At 48.1% G+C, this 24,724-nt stretch carries 27 protein-coding genes and 1 tRNA gene; 14 read left to right on the forward strand and 14 right to left on the reverse strand.

Annotated features, from left to right (window positions below):
- Nucleotides 1-346 precede the first annotated feature (346 nt).
- Nucleotides 347-931 (reverse strand): hypothetical protein, encoded by a 585-nt coding sequence (locus K2Y22_15720; protein ID MBX9879906.1) that lies wholly within the window; start codon nt 929-931, stop codon nt 347-349.
- A gap of 56 nt (nt 932-987) precedes the next feature.
- A complete protein-coding gene (gene aroA, locus K2Y22_15725) occupies nt 988-2,307 on the reverse strand; it encodes a 3-phosphoshikimate 1-carboxyvinyltransferase (protein ID MBX9879907.1) in 1,320 nt (439 codons plus the stop codon).
- 93 nt (nt 2,308-2,400) lie between these two features.
- On the opposite strand from aroA, the gene aroC reads away from it, so the two are divergent.
- The 4 genes from aroC to K2Y22_15745 all read left to right on the forward strand — a co-directional run bounded on the left by aroC (nt 2,401) and on the right by K2Y22_15745 (nt 7,026).
- Complete coding sequence (aroC, locus tag K2Y22_15730; GenBank protein MBX9879908.1) at nt 2,401-3,660, forward strand: chorismate synthase; 1,260 nt, start codon at nt 2,401-2,403, stop codon at nt 3,658-3,660.
- Complete coding sequence (gene aroB, locus K2Y22_15735; protein ID MBX9879909.1) at nt 3,660-4,817, forward strand: 3-dehydroquinate synthase; 1,158 nt, start codon at nt 3,660-3,662, stop codon at nt 4,815-4,817. Before aroC ends, aroB begins: the two co-directional genes overlap by 1 nt.
- Entirely contained in the window at nt 4,817-5,815 is a 999-nt protein-coding gene (locus K2Y22_15740) for a hypothetical protein (GenBank protein ID MBX9879910.1), read from the forward strand. Before aroB ends, K2Y22_15740 begins: the two co-directional genes overlap by 1 nt.
- A gap of 80 nt (nt 5,816-5,895) precedes the next feature.
- Entirely contained in the window at nt 5,896-7,026 is a 1,131-nt protein-coding gene (locus tag K2Y22_15745; GenBank protein ID MBX9879911.1) for an aldo/keto reductase, read from the forward strand.
- A 5-nt stretch (nt 7,027-7,031) separates the two neighbouring features.
- Here the strand turns inward: K2Y22_15745 and mltG are convergent, their stop codons facing one another.
- Nucleotides 7,032-8,063, reverse strand: a complete 1,032-nt coding sequence (gene mltG, locus K2Y22_15750) for an endolytic transglycosylase MltG (GenBank protein MBX9879912.1) — start codon at nt 8,061-8,063, stop codon at nt 7,032-7,034.
- 83 nt (nt 8,064-8,146) lie between these two features.
- Here mltG and K2Y22_15755 point away from each other — a divergent pair, with 83 nt between their 5' ends.
- Nucleotides 8,147-8,746 (forward strand): hypothetical protein, encoded by a 600-nt coding sequence (locus K2Y22_15755; GenBank protein MBX9879913.1) that lies wholly within the window; start codon nt 8,147-8,149, stop codon nt 8,744-8,746.
- 1 nt (nt 8,747) lies between these two features.
- Here K2Y22_15755 and K2Y22_15760 read toward each other — a convergent pair whose 3' ends face one another.
- Nucleotides 8,748-9,377: a tetratricopeptide repeat protein gene (locus tag K2Y22_15760; protein MBX9879914.1), complete on the reverse strand. Its 630-nt coding sequence runs from the start codon at nt 9,375-9,377 to the stop codon at nt 8,748-8,750.
- A gap of 175 nt (nt 9,378-9,552) precedes the next feature.
- Nucleotides 9,553-10,521: a CAP domain-containing protein gene (locus tag K2Y22_15765; protein ID MBX9879915.1), complete on the reverse strand. Its 969-nt coding sequence runs from the start codon at nt 10,519-10,521 to the stop codon at nt 9,553-9,555.
- A gap of 100 nt (nt 10,522-10,621) precedes the next feature.
- On the opposite strand from K2Y22_15765, the gene K2Y22_15770 reads away from it, so the two are divergent.
- Nucleotides 10,622-11,386, forward strand: a complete 765-nt coding sequence (locus K2Y22_15770; protein ID MBX9879916.1) for a hypothetical protein — start codon at nt 10,622-10,624, stop codon at nt 11,384-11,386.
- A 95-nt stretch (nt 11,387-11,481) separates the two neighbouring features.
- On the opposite strand, the gene K2Y22_15775 is transcribed toward K2Y22_15770, so the two are convergent.
- From K2Y22_15775 to K2Y22_15800, 6 genes are all read right to left on the reverse strand, one after another.
- On the reverse strand, nt 11,482-12,558 hold the full coding sequence (locus tag K2Y22_15775; protein ID MBX9879917.1) for a hypothetical protein: 1,077 nt from the start codon (nt 12,556-12,558) through the stop codon (nt 11,482-11,484).
- A 78-nt stretch (nt 12,559-12,636) separates the two neighbouring features.
- Entirely contained in the window at nt 12,637-13,005 is a 369-nt protein-coding gene (locus K2Y22_15780; GenBank protein ID MBX9879918.1) for a hypothetical protein, read from the reverse strand.
- Nucleotides 13,006-13,027: 22 nt separating this feature from the next.
- On the reverse strand, nt 13,028-13,480 hold the full coding sequence (locus tag K2Y22_15785) for a DUF5615 family PIN-like protein (GenBank protein ID MBX9879919.1): 453 nt from the start codon (nt 13,478-13,480) through the stop codon (nt 13,028-13,030).
- Nucleotides 13,455-13,973, reverse strand: a complete 519-nt coding sequence (locus tag K2Y22_15790) for a hypothetical protein (GenBank protein MBX9879920.1) — start codon at nt 13,971-13,973, stop codon at nt 13,455-13,457. The genes K2Y22_15785 and K2Y22_15790 overlap by 26 nt, the downstream gene beginning before the upstream one ends.
- A 34-nt stretch (nt 13,974-14,007) precedes the next feature.
- Nucleotides 14,008-14,913, reverse strand: a complete 906-nt coding sequence (locus K2Y22_15795; protein MBX9879921.1) for a site-specific integrase — start codon at nt 14,911-14,913, stop codon at nt 14,008-14,010.
- A gap of 163 nt (nt 14,914-15,076) precedes the next feature.
- Nucleotides 15,077-15,493 (reverse strand): hypothetical protein, encoded by a 417-nt coding sequence (locus tag K2Y22_15800; GenBank protein ID MBX9879922.1) that lies wholly within the window; start codon nt 15,491-15,493, stop codon nt 15,077-15,079.
- A 271-nt stretch (nt 15,494-15,764) separates the two neighbouring features.
- Between K2Y22_15800 and K2Y22_15805 the strand changes: the two genes are divergently transcribed.
- From K2Y22_15805 to K2Y22_15830, 6 genes are all read left to right on the forward strand, one after another.
- Nucleotides 15,765-15,836 (forward strand) — tRNA-Val (locus K2Y22_15805).
- A gap of 22 nt (nt 15,837-15,858) precedes the next feature.
- Complete coding sequence (locus K2Y22_15810) at nt 15,859-16,785, forward strand: plasmid pRiA4b ORF-3 family protein (GenBank protein ID MBX9879923.1); 927 nt, start codon at nt 15,859-15,861, stop codon at nt 16,783-16,785.
- A gap of 10 nt (nt 16,786-16,795) precedes the next feature.
- On the forward strand, nt 16,796-17,263 hold the full coding sequence (locus K2Y22_15815) for a UPF0158 family protein (protein ID MBX9879924.1): 468 nt from the start codon (nt 16,796-16,798) through the stop codon (nt 17,261-17,263).
- 2 nt (nt 17,264-17,265) lie between these two features.
- Nucleotides 17,266-17,895: a zinc-ribbon domain-containing protein gene (locus K2Y22_15820; GenBank protein ID MBX9879925.1), complete on the forward strand. Its 630-nt coding sequence runs from the start codon at nt 17,266-17,268 to the stop codon at nt 17,893-17,895.
- Nucleotides 17,896-17,924: 29 nt separating this feature from the next.
- Nucleotides 17,925-18,281: a helix-turn-helix domain-containing protein gene (locus tag K2Y22_15825; GenBank protein ID MBX9879926.1), complete on the forward strand. Its 357-nt coding sequence runs from the start codon at nt 17,925-17,927 to the stop codon at nt 18,279-18,281.
- Entirely contained in the window at nt 18,281-19,549 is a 1,269-nt protein-coding gene (locus K2Y22_15830) for a type II toxin-antitoxin system HipA family toxin (protein MBX9879927.1), read from the forward strand. The genes K2Y22_15825 and K2Y22_15830 overlap by 1 nt, the downstream gene beginning before the upstream one ends.
- Nucleotides 19,550-19,647: 98 nt before the next feature.
- On the opposite strand, the gene K2Y22_15835 is transcribed toward K2Y22_15830, so the two are convergent.
- Together K2Y22_15835 and K2Y22_15840 are read right to left on the reverse strand one after the other, a co-directional pair.
- Nucleotides 19,648-20,334, reverse strand: coding sequence for a hypothetical protein (locus K2Y22_15835; GenBank protein ID MBX9879928.1), 687 nt, complete (start codon nt 20,332-20,334; stop codon nt 19,648-19,650).
- Entirely contained in the window at nt 20,331-20,783 is a 453-nt protein-coding gene (locus K2Y22_15840; GenBank protein ID MBX9879929.1) for a hypothetical protein, read from the reverse strand. The genes K2Y22_15835 and K2Y22_15840 overlap by 4 nt, the downstream gene beginning before the upstream one ends.
- 420 nt (nt 20,784-21,203) lie before the next feature.
- Between K2Y22_15840 and K2Y22_15845 the strand changes: the two genes are divergently transcribed.
- Complete coding sequence (locus K2Y22_15845) at nt 21,204-22,367, forward strand: hypothetical protein (GenBank protein MBX9879930.1); 1,164 nt, start codon at nt 21,204-21,206, stop codon at nt 22,365-22,367.
- 54 nt (nt 22,368-22,421) lie between these two features.
- Here the strand turns inward: K2Y22_15845 and K2Y22_15850 are convergent, their stop codons facing one another.
- On the reverse strand, nt 22,422-23,651 hold the full coding sequence (locus tag K2Y22_15850; GenBank protein ID MBX9879931.1) for a PDDEXK nuclease domain-containing protein: 1,230 nt from the start codon (nt 23,649-23,651) through the stop codon (nt 22,422-22,424).
- 184 nt (nt 23,652-23,835) lie between these two features.
- On the opposite strand from K2Y22_15850, the gene K2Y22_15855 reads away from it, so the two are divergent.
- On the forward strand, nt 23,836-24,318 hold the full coding sequence (locus K2Y22_15855) for a hypothetical protein (protein MBX9879932.1): 483 nt from the start codon (nt 23,836-23,838) through the stop codon (nt 24,316-24,318).
- The last annotated feature ends 406 nt before the right edge of the window (nt 24,319-24,724 follow it).

The following is a 24,724-nucleotide window of genomic DNA, read 5'->3' on the forward strand; positions in this document are numbered from 1 at the left end:
TGTGGGAACTATCTCGCAACAGTACCCATTTTGAACCGGATCACAAACCAGATTGGCTTTTGCAACCTGCCACTAGTTACGGATAATCATTTGCCCTATTGACCAAAAACAGATTATCTCGACCAAGCCGCGCGCTGCAAGCGCGGCGCGTGGAGAGATCTACCAGTAGCTGACTGAAGTCTTACGAATGGAACGTCAGTTCGTCGCGGCAGATCTCTCGACTTCGGCGCGCTTCCGCGCGCCTTTGCTCGAGATGACAAACCATGAAAAGGACTGACGAAGTCGCGGACGTGCAATAGAAGAATAGAGGTCGGCACGACCGACCAACATTTTATGGCATCCGATCTTAGTACTGATAAGCCGGCACACCAAATTGCGCGCGCACTTGTTTGTCCAGTTGCTTTATCTGCGTATCTAAGTCAGCGAGTTGTTGCTTGCGTTGCATCAGTGACGACAACAGCGGTTGTCCTGTCGATTGATCAACTATGAAAAGATCATTCTGCACTTTCAGATAGTCGCTGAATAATTGTCCAGCCGACGTGAAATATTGGAAGTATCCACGATGCACAGGCAACGTCTGCGCGTACAAGGGAAGTTGTCCCATCGCAGTAACTGCTTGCGTGTACTTATTCACCAACTTCGTCAACAAAGCTTGCGCGACGATTTTTTCTTCGCCAGGCATTAAAACTGATAGACCCTTGGACATAAGGTTGTCTGCTTGCTGACGCTCTTGCGGAGTCATTTGAGCTTGGCGGCGAATTTGATCGTATGTCACGAACCACTGCTTAATTTCAGCCGGTGTTGCTTGTTTAACTTGGGGGGCAATTTGTCCGGCACAGCTGGCGGGACAATTGACGTTGAATCCAAAACTGGCAACCAGTGCCACCACTGCAAGCTTGATTGAGAGTTTCGCAGCTTTTGCCGTTGTCATAAGCGGAATTTATACCCTTGGCGTCGCCTGTGATTTCTTACGATATTTTACCCAACTCACACGATTAACAGTCTATTGAGATCCTCAATGAATGTTGGGTAGGAAACTGCAACGCATAAGGTGTCATCGATGGCTAATGGCTCTTGGCAAATCAGATTAGCTATCAAACCGGTCATTGCCAAGCGGTGATCCCCAAACGTTTGCCAAATACTGGCGCCCCTTAAATGTTTATGACCTTCAATTTCATAGCCATCGGGCTTTTCATTTATATTCGCTCCAGCGGCTTTCAAGTTGGCAACCATTGCCGACAATCTATCGCTTTCTTTGACCCGGAGTTCGCTAGCTCCGCTAACGACAAACTTGCCGTCGGCCAAACAGCCGAGCAATGAAAGCGCGGGAATTTCATCGATGCCGGCGGCGATGTTGCCACCGTCAATGGTGACACCGCGCAGGCGCCCGTTGTAACGGACGACCACGTCGGCTACAGGCTCGCCGTCGTATTCCATTTCATTTTCCAACTGGATATCGGCGCCCATCTCTTTGAGGACGTCTATTACCAGGCGGCGTCCTTTGTTGACGCCGACGCTGAGCAACTTGATGTCAGAGCCAGGCAAAAGCGCGGAAGCGACCATAAAGAAAGTAGCCGAGGATATATCAGCGACGACATTTAACTTAAACGGCGGCAAGGGTTCGTCCAACTTTTGCACTGCTGTTGTGAGCGGCTCGTCGACAAGCATGGGCACGCCGATGTGACGGAAAAGGCGCACTGTGTGATCGCGAACCGGCGCAGGCAACTCGACTGTTGTTTTTCCATCGGCTTGCAACCCGGCAAGGAGAAGTGCTGTCTGCACTTGTGCGGAAGCAACTTGCAATTTGAACTTGTGGGCTTTGAGTTCGAGATTATTAGACGGCGCGCCCTCAATTACAAAAGGCGCGTGACCTTCTTTGCCGAGCCATGCCACGCAAACATTCATAGAATTGAGGGGTTCGATAACTCTTTTCATCGGGCGCGAGCGCAAGGACTCATCGCCGTCTAGTTTCGCCTTGAAAGGTTGACCTGCAAGTAGCCCACTTAAAAGTCTTATCGTTGTGCCGCTGTTGCCGGCAAATAGTCCTAGTTGCGCAGGATGTAAGGCAGTGTGTCCCGGACTCTTGACCAGGGCTTTAACGCTTTGACCCTCAGCATCTGACAATTGGATATCCAAGCCCAGCATGCGCATGCACTCAATGGTCGAATAGCAGTCGGCAGCAGGCGAGAGGTTGTCGACCTCGCTAATTCCTTTTGTAAAGGCGGCGAAAATGAATGCCCGATGGGTGATCGACTTGTCACCCGGCACTTTCAATTCACCTAAAAGTTTTCCCGTTGGCTTAAGCATTTCATTTATTGTATTCTTTGCGTCTGGGTATTGCACTTGCCAATATACCAGCACGGGCGCATGCAATGCACGTACAAAGTCAGGGCAGAAACTATGTTGCGCTTTTTAACATCCGGTGAATCTCATGGACCGGCGCTTGTCGCCATTTTGGACGGCATGCCTGCGGGTCTGTCCGTGGACATGGAATTTGTCAACGCCGAAATGGCGCGCCGGCAAAAGGGATATGGGCGCGGCGCCAGACAAAAAATTGAAACCGACACAGCAAAAATTCTGTCGGGCGTGCGTCATGGTGTAACAACAGGTGCACCGATTGCACTTCTAGTTGCTAACAGAGATTTTGAAAACTGGAATCACGTCATGTCTGTGACACCAGTCGATGAACGCGCCGAAGAAGTTGCCGCGCAGATGGCGAAGAAAGAAATTAAACGTTTTCGACCGGGGCACGCGGATCTCGCGGGCACAATGAAATTTCGCCAAAGCGATATACGCGATGTGCTGGAGCGCGCCTCTGCACGCGAGACGGCGGCACGGGTGGCAGTCGGTGCCTTGTGCCAGCAACTGCTAGCCGAGTTGCGTGTAGAAATTGCCGCGCATGTGACGCAGGTCGGCGAGATAAAGACAAAGGTGGATTCGGATACTCTCGACTTGTTCGAGCTGGATACGTTGACTGAAGACTCAGAATTATTCTGCGCCGATGAAGCGACGCAGCCGGCGATGATGGAGTACATCAAGAAGAATTGGCAAGACGGCGATAGTCTCGGCGGCGTTGTAGAAGTACTTGCTGATGGACTACCTATTGGACTTGGAAGTTATACGCAGTGGGATGAGAAATTAGACGGACAACTTGCACAAGCTTTGATGAGCGTGCAGGCATTTAAGGCTGTTGAAATTGGCGACGGTGTTGCCTGTGCGGGATTGCCGGGCTCGCAAGTTCATGATGCGTTGTATCCGGGTGATGGTGAAAGCAGATTTCCTTTTACACGCAAGACAAATCACGCAGGCGGAATAGAAGGCGGCATGACTAACGGTGAACGTTTGAAAGTGCGCGCTTACATGAAACCATTGCCGACTTTGCGCAAAGGACTTCCCTCACTCTCTTTCCCTGAATATCAAGCTGACACAGCTCATTACGAGCGCTCGGATGTTTGTGCCATCGCAGCAGCATCCATCGTCTGCAAAGCGATGGTAGCTTTCGTCTTGACACGCTCCATCTTGAATAAATTCGGCGGCGATACTGTGACGGACCTTACGCGTTCGGTGAAACAATTCAACGACGATTGCGCAGCAGCGGGATCGAAGTCGGGCGTTGGCGCGGCGAGCGCTTCAGAGGAAGTGGAGGCCGAGTTAGAGTAATGCACAAGTGCAAGCGCGGATGCAAACATGGTCAAGAGCTAACCATGCTCTGGCAGGTGTCCAACGAATCGCGCACGCGCTTTGACATTGGCTTCGGCGCGTTTGGCAAAGTCCAGAATATCCTCGGGCAAATATCATCAGGCAAACGCGTGATGATCATTTCGCAAAGATCAGTCACCGAACACTGGCTGCCGGAAGTAAGCGAAGTATTTGATACGGACAAACATGAGATAGTCGACATCAACGTGCCCGAAGGCGAAGAATGCAAAAGTGTCGACTGGTTGATGAAGATATGGCGACGCCTGCAAGAACATCACTTTGACAGACACGACACCATCGTGGCAGTCGGCGGAGGCGCCGTCACCGATCTCGCCGGGTTTGCAGCTGCGACGTATTTGCGCGGCATCAACTTAGTATTGGTGCCAACGACTCTGCTTGCCCAGGTCGACGCGGCAATCGGCGGGAAAACAGGAATAAACTTACCTGCGGGCAAGAATCTAGCTGGATCTTTCTATTTCCCACAAGCAACGATAGTTGATCCTCAGTTTCTTTCTACACTAACAAAAGAGCAATTCAATTCCGGCATGGCAGAGATTATCAAATACGCACTGCTGGAAAAAACCATCGCTGACGAGACAGAATACAAGCCTGGTCCGCGTCCACTGCTGGAAATTCTCGAATCAAACATGGAAGAGATAATGCACGCCGACCCGGACAAGAGCGAATTACTTGCCGGAATAATCACTTCAAGCGTGCGCATGAAGCTGTCCGTAGTCGGCAAGGATACTAGGGAAGGTAATCTTCGCCGCTGCCTCAATCTTGGACACACGCTAGGGCATGGAATTGAAAAGGCAATGGATTACTCGCTACCGCATGGCAATGCCGTATCAATCGGAATGGTCTTTGCCTGTGAAGTTGCCGTCCGCGAAAAGCTGTTAGATCGAAAATCCGCCGAGCGCGTGACAAAGCTACTAACCAAGGCACATTTGCCGACAGAAATTCCAGTCGACATAGACAAGCGCGTGATTGTTGAAGCAATGACGCAGGACAAAAAGCGTCAGGGCAATGTAATAAAGTTTGTTCTTCCCAACAAAAAATTGGGATCTGTTGATTATAGCTACGAAGTGAAATTGGATAACCTAGAGGATTTACTGTAATGAAAATGAAGAGTTTGGCTATTGCACTTGCATCGACAATTTGTTTTGCATCAGGAGTTTTAGCCGCTGACGGACCAAAGACACCGGAAGAATTTGCCAAAGCCTACATGGCAGCAATCAACAGCAAAGACAAAGCAGCACTCGACAAACTGCGCTATCCGTTGAAAGGCAAATCGGCAATGCAGGAAATGATGGATGCCATGTCCGAAGCAGATCTCGGTGCCGGCACGCAATACACCAAATACGAAATCCTAAAACCAGAACCAGGCATGGACAAGCCGCTGATGGGTCCAGATGGGCTCATGTATATTCCAAATTTGCCTGTAACCAACGTGATCAAAATCACATCAGAGACGGCGAATTCAAAATCATCAACATCCTTTCCAATAGGCATCAAGGATGGCGTTTATTACCAGTGCGCAATTGGTCAAGCTGAAGGGGAGACGGTACCCTTCCAATTCGGCTGGAATCGCTTCACACCTCCGAAAAGCACATGGTCAATAATGCTGCCAAACGAGCCGGAACCAGGTCTGGCTGCCTTGGAGAAAATGGGTGGCAAGCCGGTTGCTGAAGATGCAGATGCTTACGGTGTAGTTAGAAACACTGCCTCTATCAAAACAACTCAGCACTGGTTCCGTTGTGGCGAAGAAGGCAAGCGCATTAACGATGACGGCAACAAGGCAGTTTACAGAATAGCTTGCACAACATACGAACCGGAAACATTGAAAGAATGGTTTGCTGATCCGGCGAAAAACTTGTCCGATGCTGTTGACTCTTCTGTTAGACGCGAAGAAGGCAAGTTGATTCAGCAGAAGGACATTCAATTATCTGGTGCTCCCGGCAAAGAATACGAAATTCAAGAGAAAGACGGGACTATTTGTGTGGGTCGTGTCTATTGGATTAAAGATGCGCTATACGAATTGACCGTCGAAAGTAAAGCCGGCAAGCCGAATGTGGAAATTGCCAACAAGTTTTTGGATTCGTTGCAGGTGAATTAAGGGCGCATGCAATGCGCCCCTACAATGCAGGGAAACAACGCACGCAGAACGCATGACAATTACAAGGGAGGTAGCTTTTAATGCCACCAGAAACAGCGACGCTTGATAGATCGAAACAAATAACCAGTTTGGCAACCTACTATTCCCTCGGACGATCCGGACTGCGCGTCTCGCCGTTGTGCTTGGGTGCAGCAACCTTCGGCAAAAGCTGGGGTGAAGGCTGGACAAGTGATGAAAGTGCAGACAAGTTAATCGGCCGCTTCGTAGAAGCGGGCGGCAACTTCATCGACACCGCCAACACCTACCAAGAAGGCGAAAGCGAAGTCATGGTAGGTGAAGCAATTCGCAAATTCGGCAATCGCGACCGCCTCGTATTAGCAACGAAGTTTAGCTTCGGCGCCTACGCTGGAGACCCGAATGGTGGTGGCAACAGCCGCAAGAATATCATTGAGGCGTGCGACGCTTCATTGAAGCGTCTGCGTACGGACTACATCGACTTGTACTGGATGCACAATTGGGACACAATGACGCCGGCTGATGAATTGATGTACACACTAGACACCTTAGTCCGTTGCGGAAAGGTTAGATACATTGGTTTATCCAACCCGCCGGCATGGTACTTGGGTCGTGCTCAAACCATGGCAGAGCAGCGCGGCTGGGCGAAAATCTCCGCCATTCAAATGGAATACTCGTTGGCAATGCGCAACATCGAAAATGAATATGTCGATGCCGCGTTAGAAATGGGTATCGGTATTCTTCCGTGGAGCCCGTTGGCTAACGGCTTGCTAACAGGCAAGTACAAGCGCGGCGCCGACGGCAAGTTGTCCGGCGATGGTCGCATGGCTACAACTTGGGTAACCGACGGCTACATAGACCCCAATAATGAAAAGATGATCAAGCTAGTTGACGCTGTAGTGCGTATTGCCGGTGAACTCGGTCATACACCAGCGCAAGTTGCCCTGAACTGGATAACGAAGCGACCAGGTGTAGTGTCGACGATCATCGGGGCCACAAAGATGCGCCAACTTGAGGACAATATTGCGGCTTTGGAATTCGATATCCCGGAGAAGATGTCTGCCGAGTTAGACGAGTTGAGTCGCCCAGCGATGTGCTACCCATATTTCTTCCACACCGGCGACATACAAGAGGCGATACATAACCAAACGCGAACACGTTTCGAGCCGGGTTGGTATCGCAAGCCGATTAGGTAATCTAACTACTTCCGTCCCTGCTTCTGCTCCCAAGCGCGGAGCGCAGCTACGCCTTTAGCAAAGCCGGCCTCGTCGGAGTAGAAGTTGTGTGCGCCATTGTTCTTATTCGGGTCGCGAACATAGTAGAGATAGTTCGTCTTCGCCGGCGAAATGGCCGCTTCCAATGACGGGAGTCCCGGCGACGAAACCGGACCCGGCGGCAGGCCCTTGTACATACGCGTGTTATAGGGCGAGTCAATGTCCAAGTCGCTTTGATACACGCGACCATCATTCCTCCACTTGCCGGCAAGCTGCGACGCATAAACAACAGTCGAATCCATTCCTAACGCCATGTTCTTTTTCAGGCGGTTGTACAACACGGACGCAATCAACTTGCGCTCTTCTTTCAACTTCGCTTCTGTCTCGATAATTGACGCCATCGTAACAGCGTTGTGAACACTCAAGCCGGACTTTGCCGCCTTGCTTGCTAATTTGTTTTTCCAAACATCACGAAATTGCCCAACCATCTTCTCAACTAACTCAGTCGGCTTTGTAGTCAAATAAACGAGATAAGTCTCGGGATAAAGATACCCTTCCAAATTAATTGCTCTGGGGTCCAAGTCTTTGATCAAAGCTCGATTGTTTAAATATGCCAGTGCATCCCGCTGACTCTTCAAATTCAAACTACTAATTCCTGACATTGCACGCGCAATGTCAAAACGATTCCACCCTTCAACTACCGTCAATTTATTGGCGCTTGTTCCACCCTTCTTCAGTTGCTCCAAGACCTCAATCGCCGATATAGGCGAAGCAAATTTATAATCGCCCGCCTTAATTAATGGACCCTGCTGCCGCCACTTGACGTATGTGTATAAAACCTGCGGATACTTAACTACGCCAGCTTCACCGAGCTGGGCAATTGCATCACCAGGCGCCAACCCTGGCGCGATTTGTATGAAATCGCCACTGTGCGAGTGAGATATCTTTTCATTAAGCGCAGCTTTAGACCACGAAACCAGCCCTAAGGCAAGCAGGGCGACCGCTAGCAATATCAGCAAAATTGTTCGCATAGATTGAATATTATAAGGCGAGCCTGAGGGGTATGATCGGAAATAGAGACCTTTGGGCGGGGTTTAATCCAATGAAATTCGATAAATTCGTTGTGGCCGCAACCTGGCTACTAGCCACTAGCGCAGCATTTGCTGAAGAAGAGCCTTACAAAACCGAAGTTCAGATTACCGGTAAGGAGTCAGGACCATACTCGATAGGCGCAAAAGTTCAGCCCAAAAAACAGCCCTACAAAATGGACAAGTCAAAAGACATTACCAATGATGACCTCGGCAACATTTGGAATGCTCTTTCAAAGGACGATGATCCGCTAGGGATAGAGAAGATGAAGAAGAGAGCGGTACTTGAAGGGCTCGATATTAAAGGCGCGCTCGACTCAGCAAAATCACAGGGCGCGACTGAAAATACAACCTCATCTAGTCCTCATCCAGACCAGACAGAGATGATAGCTGACCCCGTTGAGGAAATCGCGCCCTCGAGAGACGCCACCGCAGACGCTATGGAAGATGCAAGAGTCCGTCAACACGACGCCAGCGTTGCCCGTGCCCGACAAGATATGAAAGACGCACTGGATAGAATGCACAGTGCCGACGCTGATGGCAGACAGCGAGCCCAAAGGGACTACGACGGCGCCAAACAAAGACTGCAAGACTTGTCCAACGCCGCGCCGTAAATTACTTCAAAATGCGGCATACCGGACAATGTAGACCGCCGGATGAGGCAGCACCTATTGCCGCAGCCGCACCAATCTTTGCGGCCGCTTTAAAAAACCCACTTGCTTTGCTTTTTGTCTTTTGCGTCGCCTGAGTCGCTACGCACAAATCCGGGCACGGCGTGGGTCCGGCTGTCATAGTTGGTGCTTGTTGAGATGGCATACTGACTGGCACAACTGGAATATTCATCTGTCTTTGAACAGCAACAAGCGATGCTCGATATTGTGGATTGCCAGGGTCGTTAATAGCAGCCATGCGATAGAAAAATGCTGCATGCGGCAACTGACCATTTTTCTCAGCTAAATATCCTGTCCCGTACAACGCCTCAGCATTATGGGGATCTTGCCTCAATACAAATTGATAGCAATTGGCAGCTGTCTCCAAATGTCCGCGCTTAGCGGCTTCATTACCGGCGGAAAGTCTAGCGGCAACATCTGTTGTAACCTTGCCCTGCAAAGGCTTTGAGACGCAACAGCCATTGGTACAAGCAGAGCCTGCACAAGCATGACTTTCGGTATGGCAGGACTGTGGCTGGCAATTCGCATCATTGGCACTACAATCCGGAACCGCATAAGCTCTACTGGAAGCCATGCAGAACATTATCCCGACCGACAAAACCAACGCGCTTTTCATTTCCAAGCTACCTGCCGACATATTTCAATTTTGACGAATCGCAAGGAAAGTTGTTCCAATTGCTAGATTAAATTATCGATCAAAGCGATGGCCAGTCCACGCAGGGTATCGTCCTTGATCCGCCTGCAATACATCAGCGCATCTCGATTGTACGACGGGACACAACAAATGGTCTCTGGTCACCATTGCGTATCGCCCAGACAAAAACATAGTAGAGTCCCGGCTTCCAAAGTACAGGATCAGCAAAAACATCATTGGCAAACTCAACGCCATCTTGTGTATGTGTGACAGCAATGCCTCCACGACGACCTCGTGCCGGCCAAAATGTCATCACACGTTCTTCCGGGGAACCATACGAATACGTGTCTTTCAATTGCTGAACCGTCATCGAGTGCGGCGGCGGTTCCCAGCGCAAGTCTATTGAATAGAGGTTGATACCTGGATCTAACTTACCGGCAACGCTAAAACTTTCACCAGCCTTTATCTTTTGCGGCAGAAGAGAGAATGTTCCATAGTTATCCACAAACTCTTGCGTCAGCGCCATACGTCTATTACTTTCATCACCGGAAATACTTATGCCAATGCCTACTGCGGTATGGTTTGAGTCCAAAATGTTTTTGCGATGTCCATCATTAGGCGGCACTTCATTCATGAATGCTTGCTCGGCACGGTCAAGTTCTTCAGGACTAAATAATTGCGGCTGCGACAACGTTTGACGCTGGGGGCTATCCGTGTACGAAAGGATATAGGCGTTTTCCGCAACAGTTGCACGTCCACCGGCGAGCGTGTAGCGCTGATCGGGTTTTTTGCCCGATAAATCCCAATGGCTCAAATAGCCGTTTTCCGCCATGTCATCGCTGTGCTGTTGACCTGCAGTTGTCGCAATCGGATCAAGCTCGACGGGTCGTTGTCCGTTAGCTTTGCGGTCATTGTTGATGAGTTTGAGAAGATACTGGCGCGCCTCATCGACAGTCAGACTAGGCTTTTCACCGCTAACGCGCGCATCGACAGTTATCGGCAACATTGAAAGCGCCAAACTTGTGAGAATTACCTTAAATCTTTGAACAACTGCCACAGGCAGCGCATCTCCCCTGCTTCTCAATTGTACATATTCCTCTATGTATCGTGAACTTAACTGTCTGTAGTGGATAGATGAAGACACAGCTTCCATATCGACGTTAAATTTGTTAAGGAGGTTCCTAATGAACAAAAGGAAGGCACTTTCGGAAACCCTAAGTTTGCTGGCTATTACAGGCTTTATCGTATCGGGGTTGCCGGCAAGCGCAGAAGTCGAGGAGACCATTAAGGAAACAACTGTAACGGAGACAAAGGCAACAACCGGTGACACTGTCACAACGACAACTATCGTAAAGGCTGCGACAGTAAAGCCGGATGTCTACATTGTCACCATTGACACAAGGCGCCGTGAATTGGAAAAGATAATCGGCGAAGGCATGGCGACAGGAAAGCTGACGAAAGATCAAGCTGACGAATTGCGTTCAGAATTGGACGACATCACGAAGATAGAAATCGCCGCGCAGAAAGTCGGCGGGCCTATTCCGTATTCGCAAATAGCCGTGATCGCCACTCGCTTGGATGTTCTCGGTAAGAGAATTACGGAGATAATTGGCGTCCCCATCGTACCTATTATGGTTGATGGCAAGATAACAATTGTCAGCGGTGAAATTGTCGAGCTTGATGAAATGGCATCACGCCGTGCAGAGATGGAAGGAAAAATTTCCATTGCGCTGGCTCACAAGACTTTGACAAGATCACAGGTGAAAATTCTTCGAGCACAATTGGATAATATTGCCGCCATGGAAGTGAAATTCCGCGATGGCGATATTAATGGTGAATTCACTAACGAAGAAGCACGGACTTTGTTTAAGGCATTTGATTCGGTTGGGTCTAAGCTCGACTCATTCATTGCCAGCAACAAGGGTAAGCCAGTGACTGGGGTGTACTAAGCAGAAGGGCGCATGCAATGCGCCCCTACGCAGCTACAAGCACACACAGATACAGGCACGCACAGAAGCACATAATCAAGAAAGCGTCGTAGCCTCTAAAGCTGCGGCGCTTTCCATTTATCCGAGAGATCACGCAGTTGAGAAAGGACGGAATCCCCAAAGACTTCCTCTGACACGTGCAGCAGGAATGACACATTAGTGATAACGCCGAATTGCGGACCTGACTTAGTATCAGCTGGCAGAATCTTCTGAAGATTTATTTCGCCTTGGTAGATTTTGGCAACCGCCAAACTATACTGAATACCATGCACAGCGGCAATGGGACCCAATCCCTTTTTCTGCACGGTGATGCGGCAGCCTGGTCGCTGCTCAAGTAAGTGAATGAGAGTGCCTGAATCAAAAACCGGTTGCTCGGTGCAATCAGCAAGCATAACTCCAGAGACTATCTCAACAGCATTAGATGCAAGGGTTTCAGCGACCCGGACGGCAGCATCATATGCAACCACGACATCTTGCAAGCGGGCTTGTGCTTGCTTATCTTGTTGCACAGCTTTTACCCAGTCGGCAAATAATGCTTGTTGCGCTTGCTCGCGGCGCAGAGGCTCTTTTGGATCAAACGACGGTAGTGTTGCCACTCCCTTCGCAAGCAATTGCGATATGGCGCTGCCTGTTACTTGTAGGTGCGGCTCACCGTCTAAAAGAGCTGCATCTTCATCCAGCTCGGGGTAACAAATTCCAGCTGCCTTCATTGCTGCTGTTAGCCCATCGGCATCGGGATCAGCAATGATTGCCACCGCATCCTGAAATTCACCGACTTCTACAAGAGTGCTGCAGGCCGGATGCAATCGGCGCACGGTGATAACACAATCATCGCCCAAGTCTTGTTTTAATTTGTTAGCAGCCGCCTTCACCTGACGATCACGATCGTTTGCCGGCTCGCCGTCAATACCATGATGATCTCGATAACAGACTCTATAGCCTTCGAGAGTTAGTTTTTCTACCGCTTCAACCGTATGTGCAGTTATTGGATTATCTATAAATAAAACGGTATTGCTCGCGCTCTTGCTGCGAGAGCCGGCATCACGCACAAAATCCATAATTGTTTGGACATCGCGAGCCGTGAAAGCTTTGATAAATAGGGTCGGGACGTTGTTTACTTTAAAGGCAATCATTTTGTCGAGTATACATCAAAAAGCGAACGCTATATCCCTACATGTGAGACATAGCGTTCAAACTTTTATTACTTGTTATTAGCGACCCAAGCTTGATGAACGTAAGTTGATCAAGTTGTTGAGCACATAGTCATAGTTAGCCATATTCGCGCCTGTACCATCTCTTCTATCGTTAGCAATTGAGTCATAGTACTGCTGCTGAAGTGAGTCTGCTTCTTGAGCGGAGATAAGCCCTCTGCCGTAAGCATTATCAATGCGACCTAACAAGTCTGGACGCGGATTGACGGCTGCTCCGAAGAAACGATTGGCTCGAATTTGACTACGCGTTGGGCGGGAATACCCGTAACGGGATCGATAGCCGTAGCCGTAATACTGGGCGTATGCAGGCAATGCGGCTACCAATATGGAAAAAGCTCCAAATAGAGCTAGTAAACGATTGGCATGCATGGGAAGTGCCTCCTAAATATTCTTAGGGGCTAAGACGCAAAAATTGGGCGGGAGTTGCCTTGCGGGTGAAAATTTCAGGAAATTGTAATCTCTGTAGCAGTAATGATTGAGAGTAATGATTGAGAGTAATGATCTCGGACTGCAGACTTAAACCGGCTGACTCCACGTTCGCAATCGCTTTGGCAATTTCTGCCCTAGACATATCCTTTCCACGCTTGTTGTCTTTATAGACTAAGAATAAGCCCGGGTATCTCTTTGAGGCATTTACATATTCTTGAGCTAATAACAAAAAGTCACGACAGTTCGACGTCAAAATAATTCTCTTTTTCTTGATTGCAAACTCGAAGATCTCTTTGTCAGACTTCGAAGCCAAACCCGCGTCATTAACCGTGAGGACGTCATGTCCGTCCTTCGTAAGCAGAATAACTAATTGGCGACTTTGTGAGTCTTCATCGAGAAGAAGTTTTAGGGTCAATGCTAATTCCTCTCTCTTCTAGCCACTGACGTTCTTCGGCTGCCTCCATTTCTATTAACGACTTATTCGCCTCACAATACGAAATTATTTCTTCGATGGCCTCTACCGGCAGATCCCAATCTTCAGCTGTTTCTTCTATAGACATTTTTTCAACGAGCATGCTTGACCAAACATTCGCTGCCGGCAAGCGCCGTCCCTTAACGAACAGCTGTGACTTCCAAGAATGAGGTCTTTCAACGAGATACTTCCATTTCATCGGAGGTGGTTCGACACCTGGCACAATTACTCGTCGATATTCGCCTCGTTTTTCATTTCCGACAAAAATCTGATAGCCATCTCGTGCCTCGCAAGCAAGGTGAAGAGCTAGCCTGACTGCTGTAAGAACAGCATCTTTGCGAGTCGATGCTTTAACAAGGTGCTGAAAGTGATCTATCTCAGCTTCCTGCTCAGGAGTGACATCAAAGTTTTCCCGTTTCCGGTCTTTGGCAGGCATAGCTAACCTCTGAGGAGTATATTTTAAGTATAATCTACTCATATTCAGTAGTCAAGAAACCATTATTTCTTGCTCCTTCTGGTCTGGAATAGAAGACACTTAGGGCTCCCTGCATGGCTTTCCTAACTGCGTCGCGTGTTAGTCGGGTGTAGACCGCGGTCGCCTGCAATGACTTGTGCCCCAACGCTTGTCCGATGACAGTCGGACTCACACCCATAATGGCCATGTAGCTACCCATAGTTCGGCGAAGATCGTGAATTCTGAGGTTTTGAATCTCGGCTCGTTTCAAGATGCGGGCCCAAGCAAATCTCGGATGACGGAATGGTTTGTCCGCACGTCTTGGGCTCGGGAATACCCAATCGTTGCTTCTATTTGATTTTCGCTTCGCCAGTAACTGCATCGCTTCTTCAATTAGGGTGACGAATTGTGTTTCACCATTTTTTGTATCAGAAATTTTCCAAAGTCCTAATTGAAAATCAATTTGATCCCATCGCATGGTGAGCACATTTGTTCTTCTTGCACCGGTGAAAATGCACATCCAAAAGAAATCTCGCATAGTGTCATTGGGTTCTGCGTTAATAGCTTTGGCTAGTCTTTCCAATTCGTCGCCCGGTTGCACAAATCTATCGCGCGATTTCATCTTGTAGCGATCGATACCGATACATGGATTTGGTCCACAAAAGTATTCACGCTTAATTCCCCAATTGATGACCGCTCTCATCGTGTCATGGCAGCGATTAGCACAGTACCTACCGCTTCCCGCTGCAAGCTCATCTACCCAGTCTTGGACCTCGATACGTCGAATAGAATTCAACGGAGCGTTAGTCCATCGCTTGAAGTGCAGATTGAAAGTGTCTTGCGTGTCGCGCCAGCGTTTTGTGTGATGCTTAGCGTACTTTTCTATGTAGAGATCGAAAAGCCGCCCGTAAGTAATGTCCATGCCGCGCACCCCCTTTACCTATAGACGGAATTGGAGGCAAAAAGTTCAATTGCACAGAATTGGCAAGAGGTTAATTGTGACGATACGCTACCAAAAGAGGATTAGACCGTCTTATCTTGTAATGCTTCTGCAACTCGATGGATGGCAATGGTTCGTCGTATTGTCATTCTTTGATACCAAACCGGCGCGCGAGCTCACGAGTTGCCAATGCTTTTTCCCTGGCCCTACCATCACGCAATGCGTCAACTAAAGTAAGAAATTCATATAGCTGCTGGTCATGTGCTACGACTTTGGGGACGCTGCGATAAAGCGGAGAGAACGAATATCCACGTACATGTCCATTTGCATCCGGCCAAACAGGAGGATCTGAGACAGGTTGTCTGATGGACTCGAGAAGAGGAGGTGCTGCATACCCGGTTGGAATACCACGGGTCAGAGCACCCCGTTCCGGAGGGTAAACATATTTGATGCCGTGAACGAGTAGCTCAAAGAGAGCAGTTCTAATCGGCCGTTTCTCGAAATTAACTAGTCTGCTCGCCTGAGCCCTTTCCAGCCCGGAATGCACCTCCGAGGCGCTCATGTGCAGGTCCTTGGCCAGAGATGCGTAGGTCCAGCGCTGGTCTTCTATTGAGACCAGCTTCAAAAGAATGAGAATGTCCTGCGGTTTTAGCATAAACTTATTATATTCGCTATTTGCGAATTGCGAATAGTGAGCGTAAGATGCTTGCCTAGCAAGCATCTTCACGGTTCATGAACTATGAACAGATGCTTTTTAGTGTTGACAAGCGCTTAGGGCTTTTTAGGCTGTTTTCCGGTTGCACCAACCCATGCTAAACTTGTCAGTCCTTTGAGGGCGGTTAGCTCAATGGTGGAGCACCTCGTTTACACCGAGGGGGTTAGGAGTTCGAGTCTCTTACCGCCCAAATTTTTCTTCAAACGCGTCAAATGAGCAAGAAAGTAGTACCTTTCAAGAAACGCGCAACAGTTGAATCTGCCGAGCTAGATGCTATTGAAGCCGATCTGGTCATAATCGAGCAGGACTTGCAAACCATGATCGGCATGCTAGCGATCGCTGCTGACCTGCTCAACAATCTTCCTACCGTCGAATCACTCCCGAAACCTCTTCCGGATTTAGAAAAGCAAGTCAAGACCGGACGCACCATGCTGATGCAATACGAGCAGGCGCTTGCCGGGAGCGATCGTTATCAACTTCCAAATCATCTTGCCAGCAAGATATTCTTCTGCGAAAAGCTGATAAATGTTGCAAAACAATTTCTTGATATTCAGGAAGACTTACTGACAAACAAATTCAAACCAAAACTCCGCTCCAGAAAGCCCAAGCAAAATTCCAAATTACAATTTCAGCTCAAAATAACACTTAAGGACTCTCACCCACCTATTTGGAGGCGCGTGCTGATTCCAGGGAATTATTCGTTGGCAAAATTACACCAGGCAATTCAGAAAGCAATGGGCTGGAGCAACTCTCACCTTCACCATTTTCAAATAGCAAAACAATTCTATGGAACACCGGATGGATATGACACACCGGATCTCTTAGACGAGAGCGACTTTCGTCTTTGCGATTTGCCACTAAAAGAAGGTTCTCGATTTCTCTATGAGTATGACTTTGGCGACAGCTGGATTCATACTATTAGAGTTGAGAAAATCACGACTAATCAAATCAAAACAGCTCGTTGCGTAGATGGAAAACGAGCCTGCCCACCAGAAGATAGTGGCGGCATCCGACACTACCATTCAATAGTGTTTATGTTGCAAAATTCCCATCACCCGCGTCATCAGGAAATCCGTGAATGGCTCGGAGAGGATTTTGACCCGGAGCATTTTTCAGTTGCACCTAACCGAAAAAAGTGAGGAGCATCCCATGACTAAAGTCACTTTGAAAGACATCGCTGAATCATTGGGCTCCGCCTGCGAAGAGGGTGAGCTGTATCTGGATCGATCAAGTGGTGAAATCCTACGTGTAGCTATCGAACACCTAGAAATCGCTGAAAATAATGATCATGATAGAGATTTCGCCGACTGGGAAACGCAATTAATCGCCGAAGCCAAAACGATACTCGAAGATAAAGCAGGGCGCTTTATTCAATTACCAACTAAATTTGATATTCACGAGTGGAGTATTATGGAACGGTTCTGTCACACAGTGCAGAGTTCTGATATTTCAGACGAGCTTCAGCGAGCAATCCACGGAGCCGGCGCATTTCGCTATTTCAAGGACATGGTCGACCGCTACGGACTAAGAGAACAATGGTACCGTCACAGGCACAACGCCTTGGAGGATATTGCACGTGATTGGTGTCAGAGTAAAAACATTGACTTTGAGAATTAGTCGTGTCAGGAATCAAGAAACACACTTTCGGCGGCGAGGTTGTATACGGCATTCCAATTGAAACCGTAAAAACACCTTACCCACTGCAAGGACGCACAACATTAGCCGTCAAAGCACCTCACATCGCCAAGCAGTGGTATCACAAGAAAAATTGCGGCTACACTCCCGAAGATTTTAGTTTTGGCTCCTCAATAAATGCTTGGTGGCGCTGCCATCAAGGACCAGACCATATCTGGCGTCAAAGGATCAATGTCAGAGTCAGCGCTGACTGCGCGTGTCCTTTTTGCACCGGCAACAAGGTATCCGTTACAAATTCACTTGCAACCCTCTTCCCCGAAATAGCAAAGCAATGGCATCGCACTCAAAATACACTAAAGCCCAATCAGGTAACTGCACATTCCTCGCTTTCTATTGTTTGGCACTGTCCCAATGACAAAAAACACACCTGGAAAGCAACCGTTGGGGACAGAACCAGTCAAGGTACCAATTGTCCAGAATGCGCTTGGGAGCAGAGGCGAATTAGCATCCGTAAAACATTATCCGACAAGAAAAACAAGCTCATGCGGATTTCAAGAAAGAAGTCGAAAGCACCTGGGCCACTTGACTATAGCGTTCAGCATACGATACACTAGATATAATACAGTTTGCAATAGTGAACGTTATGAAGGACGGACTTACCACATCCACGATTCCCATCCCGGTTAAACGAGCCCTGCGCAAGCTTGGGCAAGACATCCGGGATGCCCGTCTGCGCCGCCGAATACCGACCGAGATAATGGCAGAACGAGCTTCAATCAGTAGAACCACTCTATACAAAATAGAGAAAGGTGATGCAAATGTATCAATGGGCACATACGCAACTATCTTATTCGTGCTGGGAATGATTGACCAAGTCAGCCATCTTGCAGATGCAAATGTAGATGCAGTCGGGCGGCAGCTTGAAGAAGAACGATTGCCGAAACGCATTCGGTTATCGCGCCGCAAGCCTGTCAAACCCGATGCCAAAGGCGCAAGCTGATGGAGACGGAATGCCTAGTCTATGTCGATTTGTCGGGCAAGGCTTATTTAGCCGGAAGACTGTGGGCGCGCATGCGCAAGGATAAAGAAAGCGCAACCTTTGAGTACGACAAAGAGTGGCTAAAAAATCCAGTGCGATTTTCGTTAGAACCAGCACTTGCACTTGGTCCTGGTCCTTTCCATACAGTCAACACCCCTCTCTTTGGTGCCCTTGGTGATTCAGCACCAGATCGCTGGGGGCGCATGTTGATGCGTCGCGCCGAGAGGCACCGCGCTAGACGTGAAGGACAAACAGCAAGAACTTTGAAAGAGATCGACTATTTACTGATGGTTGACGATGAAGCACGCCAGGGAGCATTGCGATTTGCTATAGATGAAAACGGCCCCTTCCTGGCAGAAGGCGTGCACAATAAAATACCGCCGCTCATAGAGCTGCCGCGATTATTGACAGCAACTGAGCATGTACTAAGTGACAAAGAATCAGATGAAGATTTGCGCCTGCTTTTAGCACCAGGTTCTTCTCTAGGCGGCGCACGGCCGAAAGCTTCTGTGCGGGATCGCGACGGACAGCTTGCCTTTGCTAAATTTCCAAACAAGGAAGATGAATACAATACAGTCGCATGGGAAGCAGTAGCACTTAAACTTGCAGGCAATGCGCGGATTGAAGTGCCGAATTGGCGACTTGAATCCATTGGCAAAAAAACGGTACTGCTTTTAAGACGCTTTGACCGCGCGGATAAAACACGCATACCTTTCTTGTCAGCTATGAGTATGGTAAATGCAAAAGACAATGAGCAGCGCAGTTATTTGGAATTAGTAGATGCGCTGCGTCAATATGGCGCAGCAGCGAACAATGATATCCGCATGCTCTGGCGCCGTATCGTATTTAGTATTCTGATTTCCAATACCGACGACCACTTGCGCAATCATGGATTTCTTTACACTGGTACTGCCGGCTGGCGTCTTTCGCCCGCCTATGATCTCAATCCCGTGCCGGTAGATATCCGCCCACGAATTTTAACTACAGCCATAGACCTAGATGACAGCACTGCATCTCTCGATTTAGCTCTTTCTGTGGCCGGATACTTTGACTTGCCTTCGGGCGATGCCTTAGAAATAGCCGCAGAAGTTGGTGCAGCAGTGAGCAAATGGCGGCGTGTGGCTGCCGATTTAGGTTTGTTCGCGAAGGAAATTGATCGCATGGCGTCGGCCTTTGAACACGAGGACCTTGCCCTTGCTTGCAAAGCCAAGAAAAGACGCGCACTTTAATTTCTAAGCACCTCGTCGCGACCGAGGAAATCGCGATCATTTCTCCAAATGGAACCCACACAAAGCATTTGGAACTTCAACGAAATAACTGCTTGTTTTTATTCCAACACAGAGATAGCCTTAAGTCGCTCAACAACAAGCCCCCGACGCGCCGCACCAGCGGCATCCGTCGGTAAAAACCAATCTAGACGTGATGTCAGCCCAGCACTTAGTTGTTCTAACGTTGATTGAGCAGCAAACTTACGCACCTCAGGTGGTGCCGCCTTAAGTTCTTCGAACAACTGCCGCCTTCCATCGACAACGTTGATTATGTCTTCAAGATCTTTCTCGTCTTGTCTGCCACGAGTTTTGTAAGCGTCAAACTTTGTACAGAGAAACAACGGCGCATTAATCACTTTGATTTTACGTTCTGGTATCAACGGATAAATAATGGGCGCTTGAGCGGCCATCGCGTACCAGCGATTTCCAAATGAAAGCACTTTTTCATCTGTCGGCATCACATCTAAAATTAAGCCGCCTTGCTTATACCGACATATGACAGGATCGAGCATGTCGAGATGAAATCCAACTTGCGCGAGGCGCTCTTCAATTTTGTGATATTGAAAGCGTGTCACTGCCTGTACAACGACATCAACATCTTTCGTGGGACGAACATCCGGTGCTGCTTCATCGGTAATAAGCATTGGCACCGCAGACCCACCAAGAAAAACAAATTCATCGGACAGATCGCCCAATAGTTGAACGATCTGAATAATTCTGGCAATGATTTCCTGGTGTCGATTCATCGTTCGTTTTCAGCCTTAAGACTCATAGTATGTTTGTAGACTGCAAACTTTTCCTTTAGTTCTGACATTGCTACATTTCGCACTCTGGGAGTGCCTTCGCGCAGAGCATCAGTCAGAGCCAAAAGTTCATAGAGTTCGCCATCGGCAGCAGCCGCATCAGGTGCCCGCTTGTGCAGCGGTTGGATTGCGTATCCGCGCTTAAGTCCCATTGGATGCGGCCAGACAGGTGGAATTTCAGGCTCATCAAAGTGTTTGAATACCAAAGGCGGCGCCGCAATTGATGTAGGCATTCCCCTCGTTAATTCCCCTTTCACCCCAAGGAATACATACTGAAGCCCGTGAAACATAAACTCCTCAAGACTTGCCACCTTAACAATACGGTCGGTCGGCTCGAAAAGTCTTGCTTGTGCAGTGCGTCCAAAGGACGTATGCACTTCCGAGGCGCTCATATAAATTTCCCCAGCGAGGTCTGCGACAGTCCACCACCTTTTGGTAGCGACTATTTTAAGAAGAACAACTAGGTCTTGTGGCTTCAGGGTCAGCATATACATATTATACATACTAAATTCGCGAATATTGAATATTTCACTTAAAATCGAGATATACGGCGCTTTCAGGTGGTCATTTTTGGTTAAATAAAGACGAAGGTACCGACTTCCAATATTCGGCCCCAGGAATGCCATACTCAAGCTATTTGAAGACTAAAAGCAGAGACCCGGCTTGACAAGCGCCAAGACGCTTTGTATGATAACTTCATACACCAATAAAATCACGTATTACAAATGATCAAGCACCACCAGGGAAAACAGACTACTTCTAGCGATTCAGCCAAAACTGGTCTAGTCCAATTTAGAGCTGACGAGACGTTAATGGCTGACCTTTCGCAAGTTGCCGAAAGGCTGCATTTGCCTGTCGGCGTTTTGGCCAGGCTTTGGGTAAGCGAACGCCTACAAAAGGAACTGTCATTTGATATAAGCGCAATTGAGTCTTGGCTACAACACAGATATAGAGCAATTGATAAATTCATAGCCAGGGATTTTTGTCCTGGTCCAATACAGATTATTCATCTGGTACCATTCCAGCGGTCACTAGATATTGAGCCAGATCGAGTAAGCCACTTTATACGGATGCTTCCACCAGTCGAACGGGTTGACGAGTTTGAAGCTCGAATAAATTTCGAAGGCTATCAAACCGTAAAGCAATTTAAATCCAAGGACAAAATAGACGGCACCGTCCAAGTCTTTAGAACTGGACAAATTGAATCTGTGCGCGTGCTGAAAAGCGACGACAAGGACATAATTTTTGCCGACTACTTGGATGATGATTTAATTCGAGCAGTTTGGTCGTACGCATGCGTACTTGAAGCTCTTAAGATAAAGCCACCGATAGCACTGTGTGTTGGTTTTAAGAATATGCAGGGTTACCGCCTGAAATCGAGGCGATTTGAAGCGCCATCGGCCGATATCAATGTAAACGAACTGCAAATCGAAGCAATCACGATCAAAGACTGGAGTGAAGTTATCACGATAGAAAATGCTGCCAGGACCGTCAAGAAAATTCTAGATCGAGTTGCAAATTCAGCTGGACTGCCGAGGTCAATGAGCTATTCAGCTAGTGGTCAATGGCTTGGACCGCCCGATAGTTCAGCACCTTATGTGCAAAGAGCTAGGATGACCGCAAGAACAGATGTCCTGGAATTGCTGGGCACAAATACGTCAGTCCAGAGAAATGATTTGATAATGCAGGATGGGGCTGACAAATTTATTGTTGGCAAAGTACGGCTGCCGTCACTGGAGCCCACTGCTGGTACCAAATTTAGATGCCTGGTGAATGTGGACGAAATGTCACAGGGCGCAGAGGAAAGGCTGAATCAGAGGCACCGGCTTAGCATGCCCACTACTTTTACTGTCGGCGATTTTACCTTTACCGGGACGATTTCGAGAATAACGTATGCACCTCGTGGCGGACCTACAGAGAAGACTCTGCGAATTTCTCCAGAGCAAACAATGATGTTTGTAGTTGAACCCATATAATTTGGTGCGGTTTAAATTCTAAGCACCTCGTTGTACCCGAAGTGCTTAATGTCCTCAGCGGCTTTTCTTCTTGTGCGTCTTTGTCTTTACCTCTGCCGCACTTTGTGTGTCAATCAGGCGATCTTGTAGCAATTGCTGTTCTCGCCTGAGTTCTTGGACAAGTTGTTCTTCTGTCGGCAAATAGAGCATGTATCTGGAAGCAAACAGTTGCTTGCTTTCCTTCAACACAGAGTATTTGGCAACAGCTTCGTTTTTCTGAGCGCAAAGGACCAGTCCAATTGTCGGATTATCACCTTTGACTTTATGTAAATCCTCATACATTCGGACATAGCCATCCATTTGCCCGATGTCCTGATGAGTCAGCTTGCCTATTTTGAGATCAATGAGTACAAAACACTTAAGCAGAATGTTGTAAAAGACCAGATCAACATAAAAATCTTCGTCGTCAAATTGCAGTCGCTGCTGGCGAGCGACAAAAGCAAATCCTTTGCCTAACTCAAGCAAAAACGATTGCAGATTATCAATTATGGCTTGTTCGAGGTCCGACTCATGCAATTGCGGATTGTCACGCAAATTGAGAAACTCAAGTACTGTGGGCGATTTGAGTACGTCTTCTGCCGACAGTTGTTGTTTGGCACGGCGCTTATTTTGCAGCATGCCTTTTTTGTCTTTGCTGGCAAGCAAGCGCTCATAATACGAGGAATTAATTTGCCTCTCTAATTCGCGGACACTCCAACCGCAAGTCACAGATTCTTCTTCATAAAAGTCTCGTGCGTTTTCTTTTTCTACTCGCATTAATGCCCTATAGTGAGACCAACTAAGGCATGGATGAAAACCATGATTCAAAAAGCTACACGGCGTGTAGCTTTTTTGCTCTTTGGACAATTCGCTACCCAGTGGGTAGCTTTTTCTGGCATTTGACAATTCGTCACACAACGTGTGACCTATCTCACGAATTCTATTTTTATAGAGCAAATAGAACTGGCGAAAATTTCGTAAATTTGGACTAGAAAAACCTTGTCCATACCGCTCTGCTAGTCTTTTGGCCAAATCCTCGATAATTGTCTTGCCATATCCTGCTCTTGTCTCCCCTGCCTGCAATTCCTGCACAATTTCGCGCCCAATTAACCAGTAGGCGATAACCATGTTGCTGTTAACAACGCGCACCACATTGTTTCTTGCTTGCTCGAGAATGGAGACAACGCGGTCGAATAACTTTCCATTACCTGGATGTGTCATCTTGGCTGATTTGTTTGCATGATTGGCTGCCAATTTCTTTTTCATAAATATAGTTGTCCACCTGATTGAATGTTGTCAAAGAGCTAAGCGATGTTTGATACTCTAAAGACGGTCAAGAGGTACTTAAAGTTCAAAAGTTTCGGATTAAATTTTCGCTCCGGACAGACACAACATGAATTTAGAAGCAAGCCTGTAAACTAGATGCAGCTAGCACCTGGAGGAAACTCAAATGGACGAAGCCACATCGGATGAGAAACAAATTCCAGACATGCTGGAGAAAGCCATTGCCATTGCTGTCGAAGCGCACAAGGGACAGAAAGACAAGATGGGCACTCCTTACGTGCTGCACCCATTGAGAATGATGTGCCGCATGACCACGCCTTATGAAATGATGGCCGCCGTCTTACATGACGTCGTCGAAGACACAAGCGTGACTCTTGCACAGCTTAAAACCGAAGGCATTCCTGAAGTCGTGCTTGATGCTATCGACCGCTTAAGCCGGCGAGAAGGCGAAAGCTATGATGAGTTTGTGCAGCGCATTCTACCGTCGCCATTAGCCTGCCGCGTAAAACTTGCCGATCTGGAAGACAACATGGATGTTAGGCGAATTAAGCCACCCATATCCGAGAAGGATCTGGAGCGCTTGAACAAGTACCGGCATTATTGGGACATTGTCCGTGGTGAAGGAAAACCAGAAAACGCTTCGGTTTGAGACTAAGCACCTCGTATTATCCGAGGGGATTCAGAAGTGCGAGTCTAATACCGCCCAACAATTGAGAGATAGAAACCAGTAAATTCCGAAAGATTTACACGTCCTGGTAACAGCCGCTCATGTATTCGATGAGATTGCCAGCGATCATGCGGGCACCTTAACTCCGGATAAACCGCACATCCGCAATTTCGGCAGTCCTCTATAAGTGAAGCATCCATACCTTGGAGTCTGCTTTTCGGAAGACAAGACAATTGAAGATTTGAAACTTCGTCCGGGCACTACAATTTTTTGCCTCGGCTATCCTTGAGGCGCTTCTAGCACCGACGAACAGGCTTTCGTCAATGTGATGGATTTGGCGCAGAAGCCCACTAACATTATACTGCCAGCCATATGATCTTTATGACAG

Source organism: Candidatus Obscuribacterales bacterium (genome assembly GCA_019744775.1).
GTDB lineage: Bacteria > Cyanobacteriota > Vampirovibrionia > Obscuribacterales > Obscuribacteraceae > SBAT01.

What these genes read in the sequence shown, in the direction of transcription:
- K2Y22_15720 (MBX9879906.1), bottom strand. Translation starts at nt 931, where the DNA reads ATGACAACGGCAAAAGCTGCGAAACTCTCAATCAAGCTTGCAGTGGTG.
- aroA (MBX9879907.1), bottom strand. Translation starts at nt 2,307, where the DNA reads ATGCTTAAGCCAACGGGAAAACTTTTAGGTGAATTGAAAGTGCCGGGT.
- aroC (MBX9879908.1), top strand. Translation starts at nt 2,401, where the DNA reads ATGTTGCGCTTTTTAACATCCGGTGAATCTCATGGACCGGCGCTTGTC.
- aroB (MBX9879909.1), top strand. Translation starts at nt 3,660, where the DNA reads ATGCACAAGTGCAAGCGCGGATGCAAACATGGTCAAGAGCTAACCATG.
- K2Y22_15740 (MBX9879910.1), top strand. Translation starts at nt 4,817, where the DNA reads ATGAAAATGAAGAGTTTGGCTATTGCACTTGCATCGACAATTTGTTTT.
- K2Y22_15745 (MBX9879911.1), top strand. Translation starts at nt 5,896, where the DNA reads ATGCCACCAGAAACAGCGACGCTTGATAGATCGAAACAAATAACCAGT.
- K2Y22_15755 (MBX9879913.1), top strand. Translation starts at nt 8,147, where the DNA reads ATGAAATTCGATAAATTCGTTGTGGCCGCAACCTGGCTACTAGCCACT.
- K2Y22_15760 (MBX9879914.1), bottom strand. Translation starts at nt 9,377, where the DNA reads ATGGCTTCCAGTAGAGCTTATGCGGTTCCGGATTGTAGTGCCAATGAT.
- K2Y22_15770 (MBX9879916.1), top strand. Translation starts at nt 10,622, where the DNA reads ATGAACAAAAGGAAGGCACTTTCGGAAACCCTAAGTTTGCTGGCTATT.
- K2Y22_15775 (MBX9879917.1), bottom strand. Translation starts at nt 12,558, where the DNA reads ATGATTGCCTTTAAAGTAAACAACGTCCCGACCCTATTTATCAAAGCT.
- K2Y22_15780 (MBX9879918.1), bottom strand. Translation starts at nt 13,005, where the DNA reads ATGCATGCCAATCGTTTACTAGCTCTATTTGGAGCTTTTTCCATATTG.
- K2Y22_15790 (MBX9879920.1), bottom strand. Translation starts at nt 13,973, where the DNA reads ATGCCTGCCAAAGACCGGAAACGGGAAAACTTTGATGTCACTCCTGAG.
- K2Y22_15795 (MBX9879921.1), bottom strand. Translation starts at nt 14,913, where the DNA reads ATGGACATTACTTACGGGCGGCTTTTCGATCTCTACATAGAAAAGTAC.
- K2Y22_15800 (MBX9879922.1), bottom strand. Translation starts at nt 15,493, where the DNA reads ATGAGCGCCTCGGAGGTGCATTCCGGGCTGGAAAGGGCTCAGGCGAGC.
- K2Y22_15810 (MBX9879923.1), top strand. Translation starts at nt 15,859, where the DNA reads ATGAGCAAGAAAGTAGTACCTTTCAAGAAACGCGCAACAGTTGAATCT.
- K2Y22_15815 (MBX9879924.1), top strand. Translation starts at nt 16,796, where the DNA reads ATGACTAAAGTCACTTTGAAAGACATCGCTGAATCATTGGGCTCCGCC.
- K2Y22_15825 (MBX9879926.1), top strand. Translation starts at nt 17,925, where the DNA reads ATGAAGGACGGACTTACCACATCCACGATTCCCATCCCGGTTAAACGA.
- K2Y22_15830 (MBX9879927.1), top strand. Translation starts at nt 18,281, where the DNA reads ATGGAGACGGAATGCCTAGTCTATGTCGATTTGTCGGGCAAGGCTTAT.
- K2Y22_15835 (MBX9879928.1), bottom strand. Translation starts at nt 20,334, where the DNA reads ATGAATCGACACCAGGAAATCATTGCCAGAATTATTCAGATCGTTCAA.
- K2Y22_15840 (MBX9879929.1), bottom strand. Translation starts at nt 20,783, where the DNA reads ATGAGCGCCTCGGAAGTGCATACGTCCTTTGGACGCACTGCACAAGCA.
- K2Y22_15845 (MBX9879930.1), top strand. Translation starts at nt 21,204, where the DNA reads ATGGCTGACCTTTCGCAAGTTGCCGAAAGGCTGCATTTGCCTGTCGGC.
- K2Y22_15850 (MBX9879931.1), bottom strand. Translation starts at nt 23,651, where the DNA reads ATGAAAAAGAAATTGGCAGCCAATCATGCAAACAAATCAGCCAAGATG.
- K2Y22_15855 (MBX9879932.1), top strand. Translation starts at nt 23,836, where the DNA reads ATGGACGAAGCCACATCGGATGAGAAACAAATTCCAGACATGCTGGAG.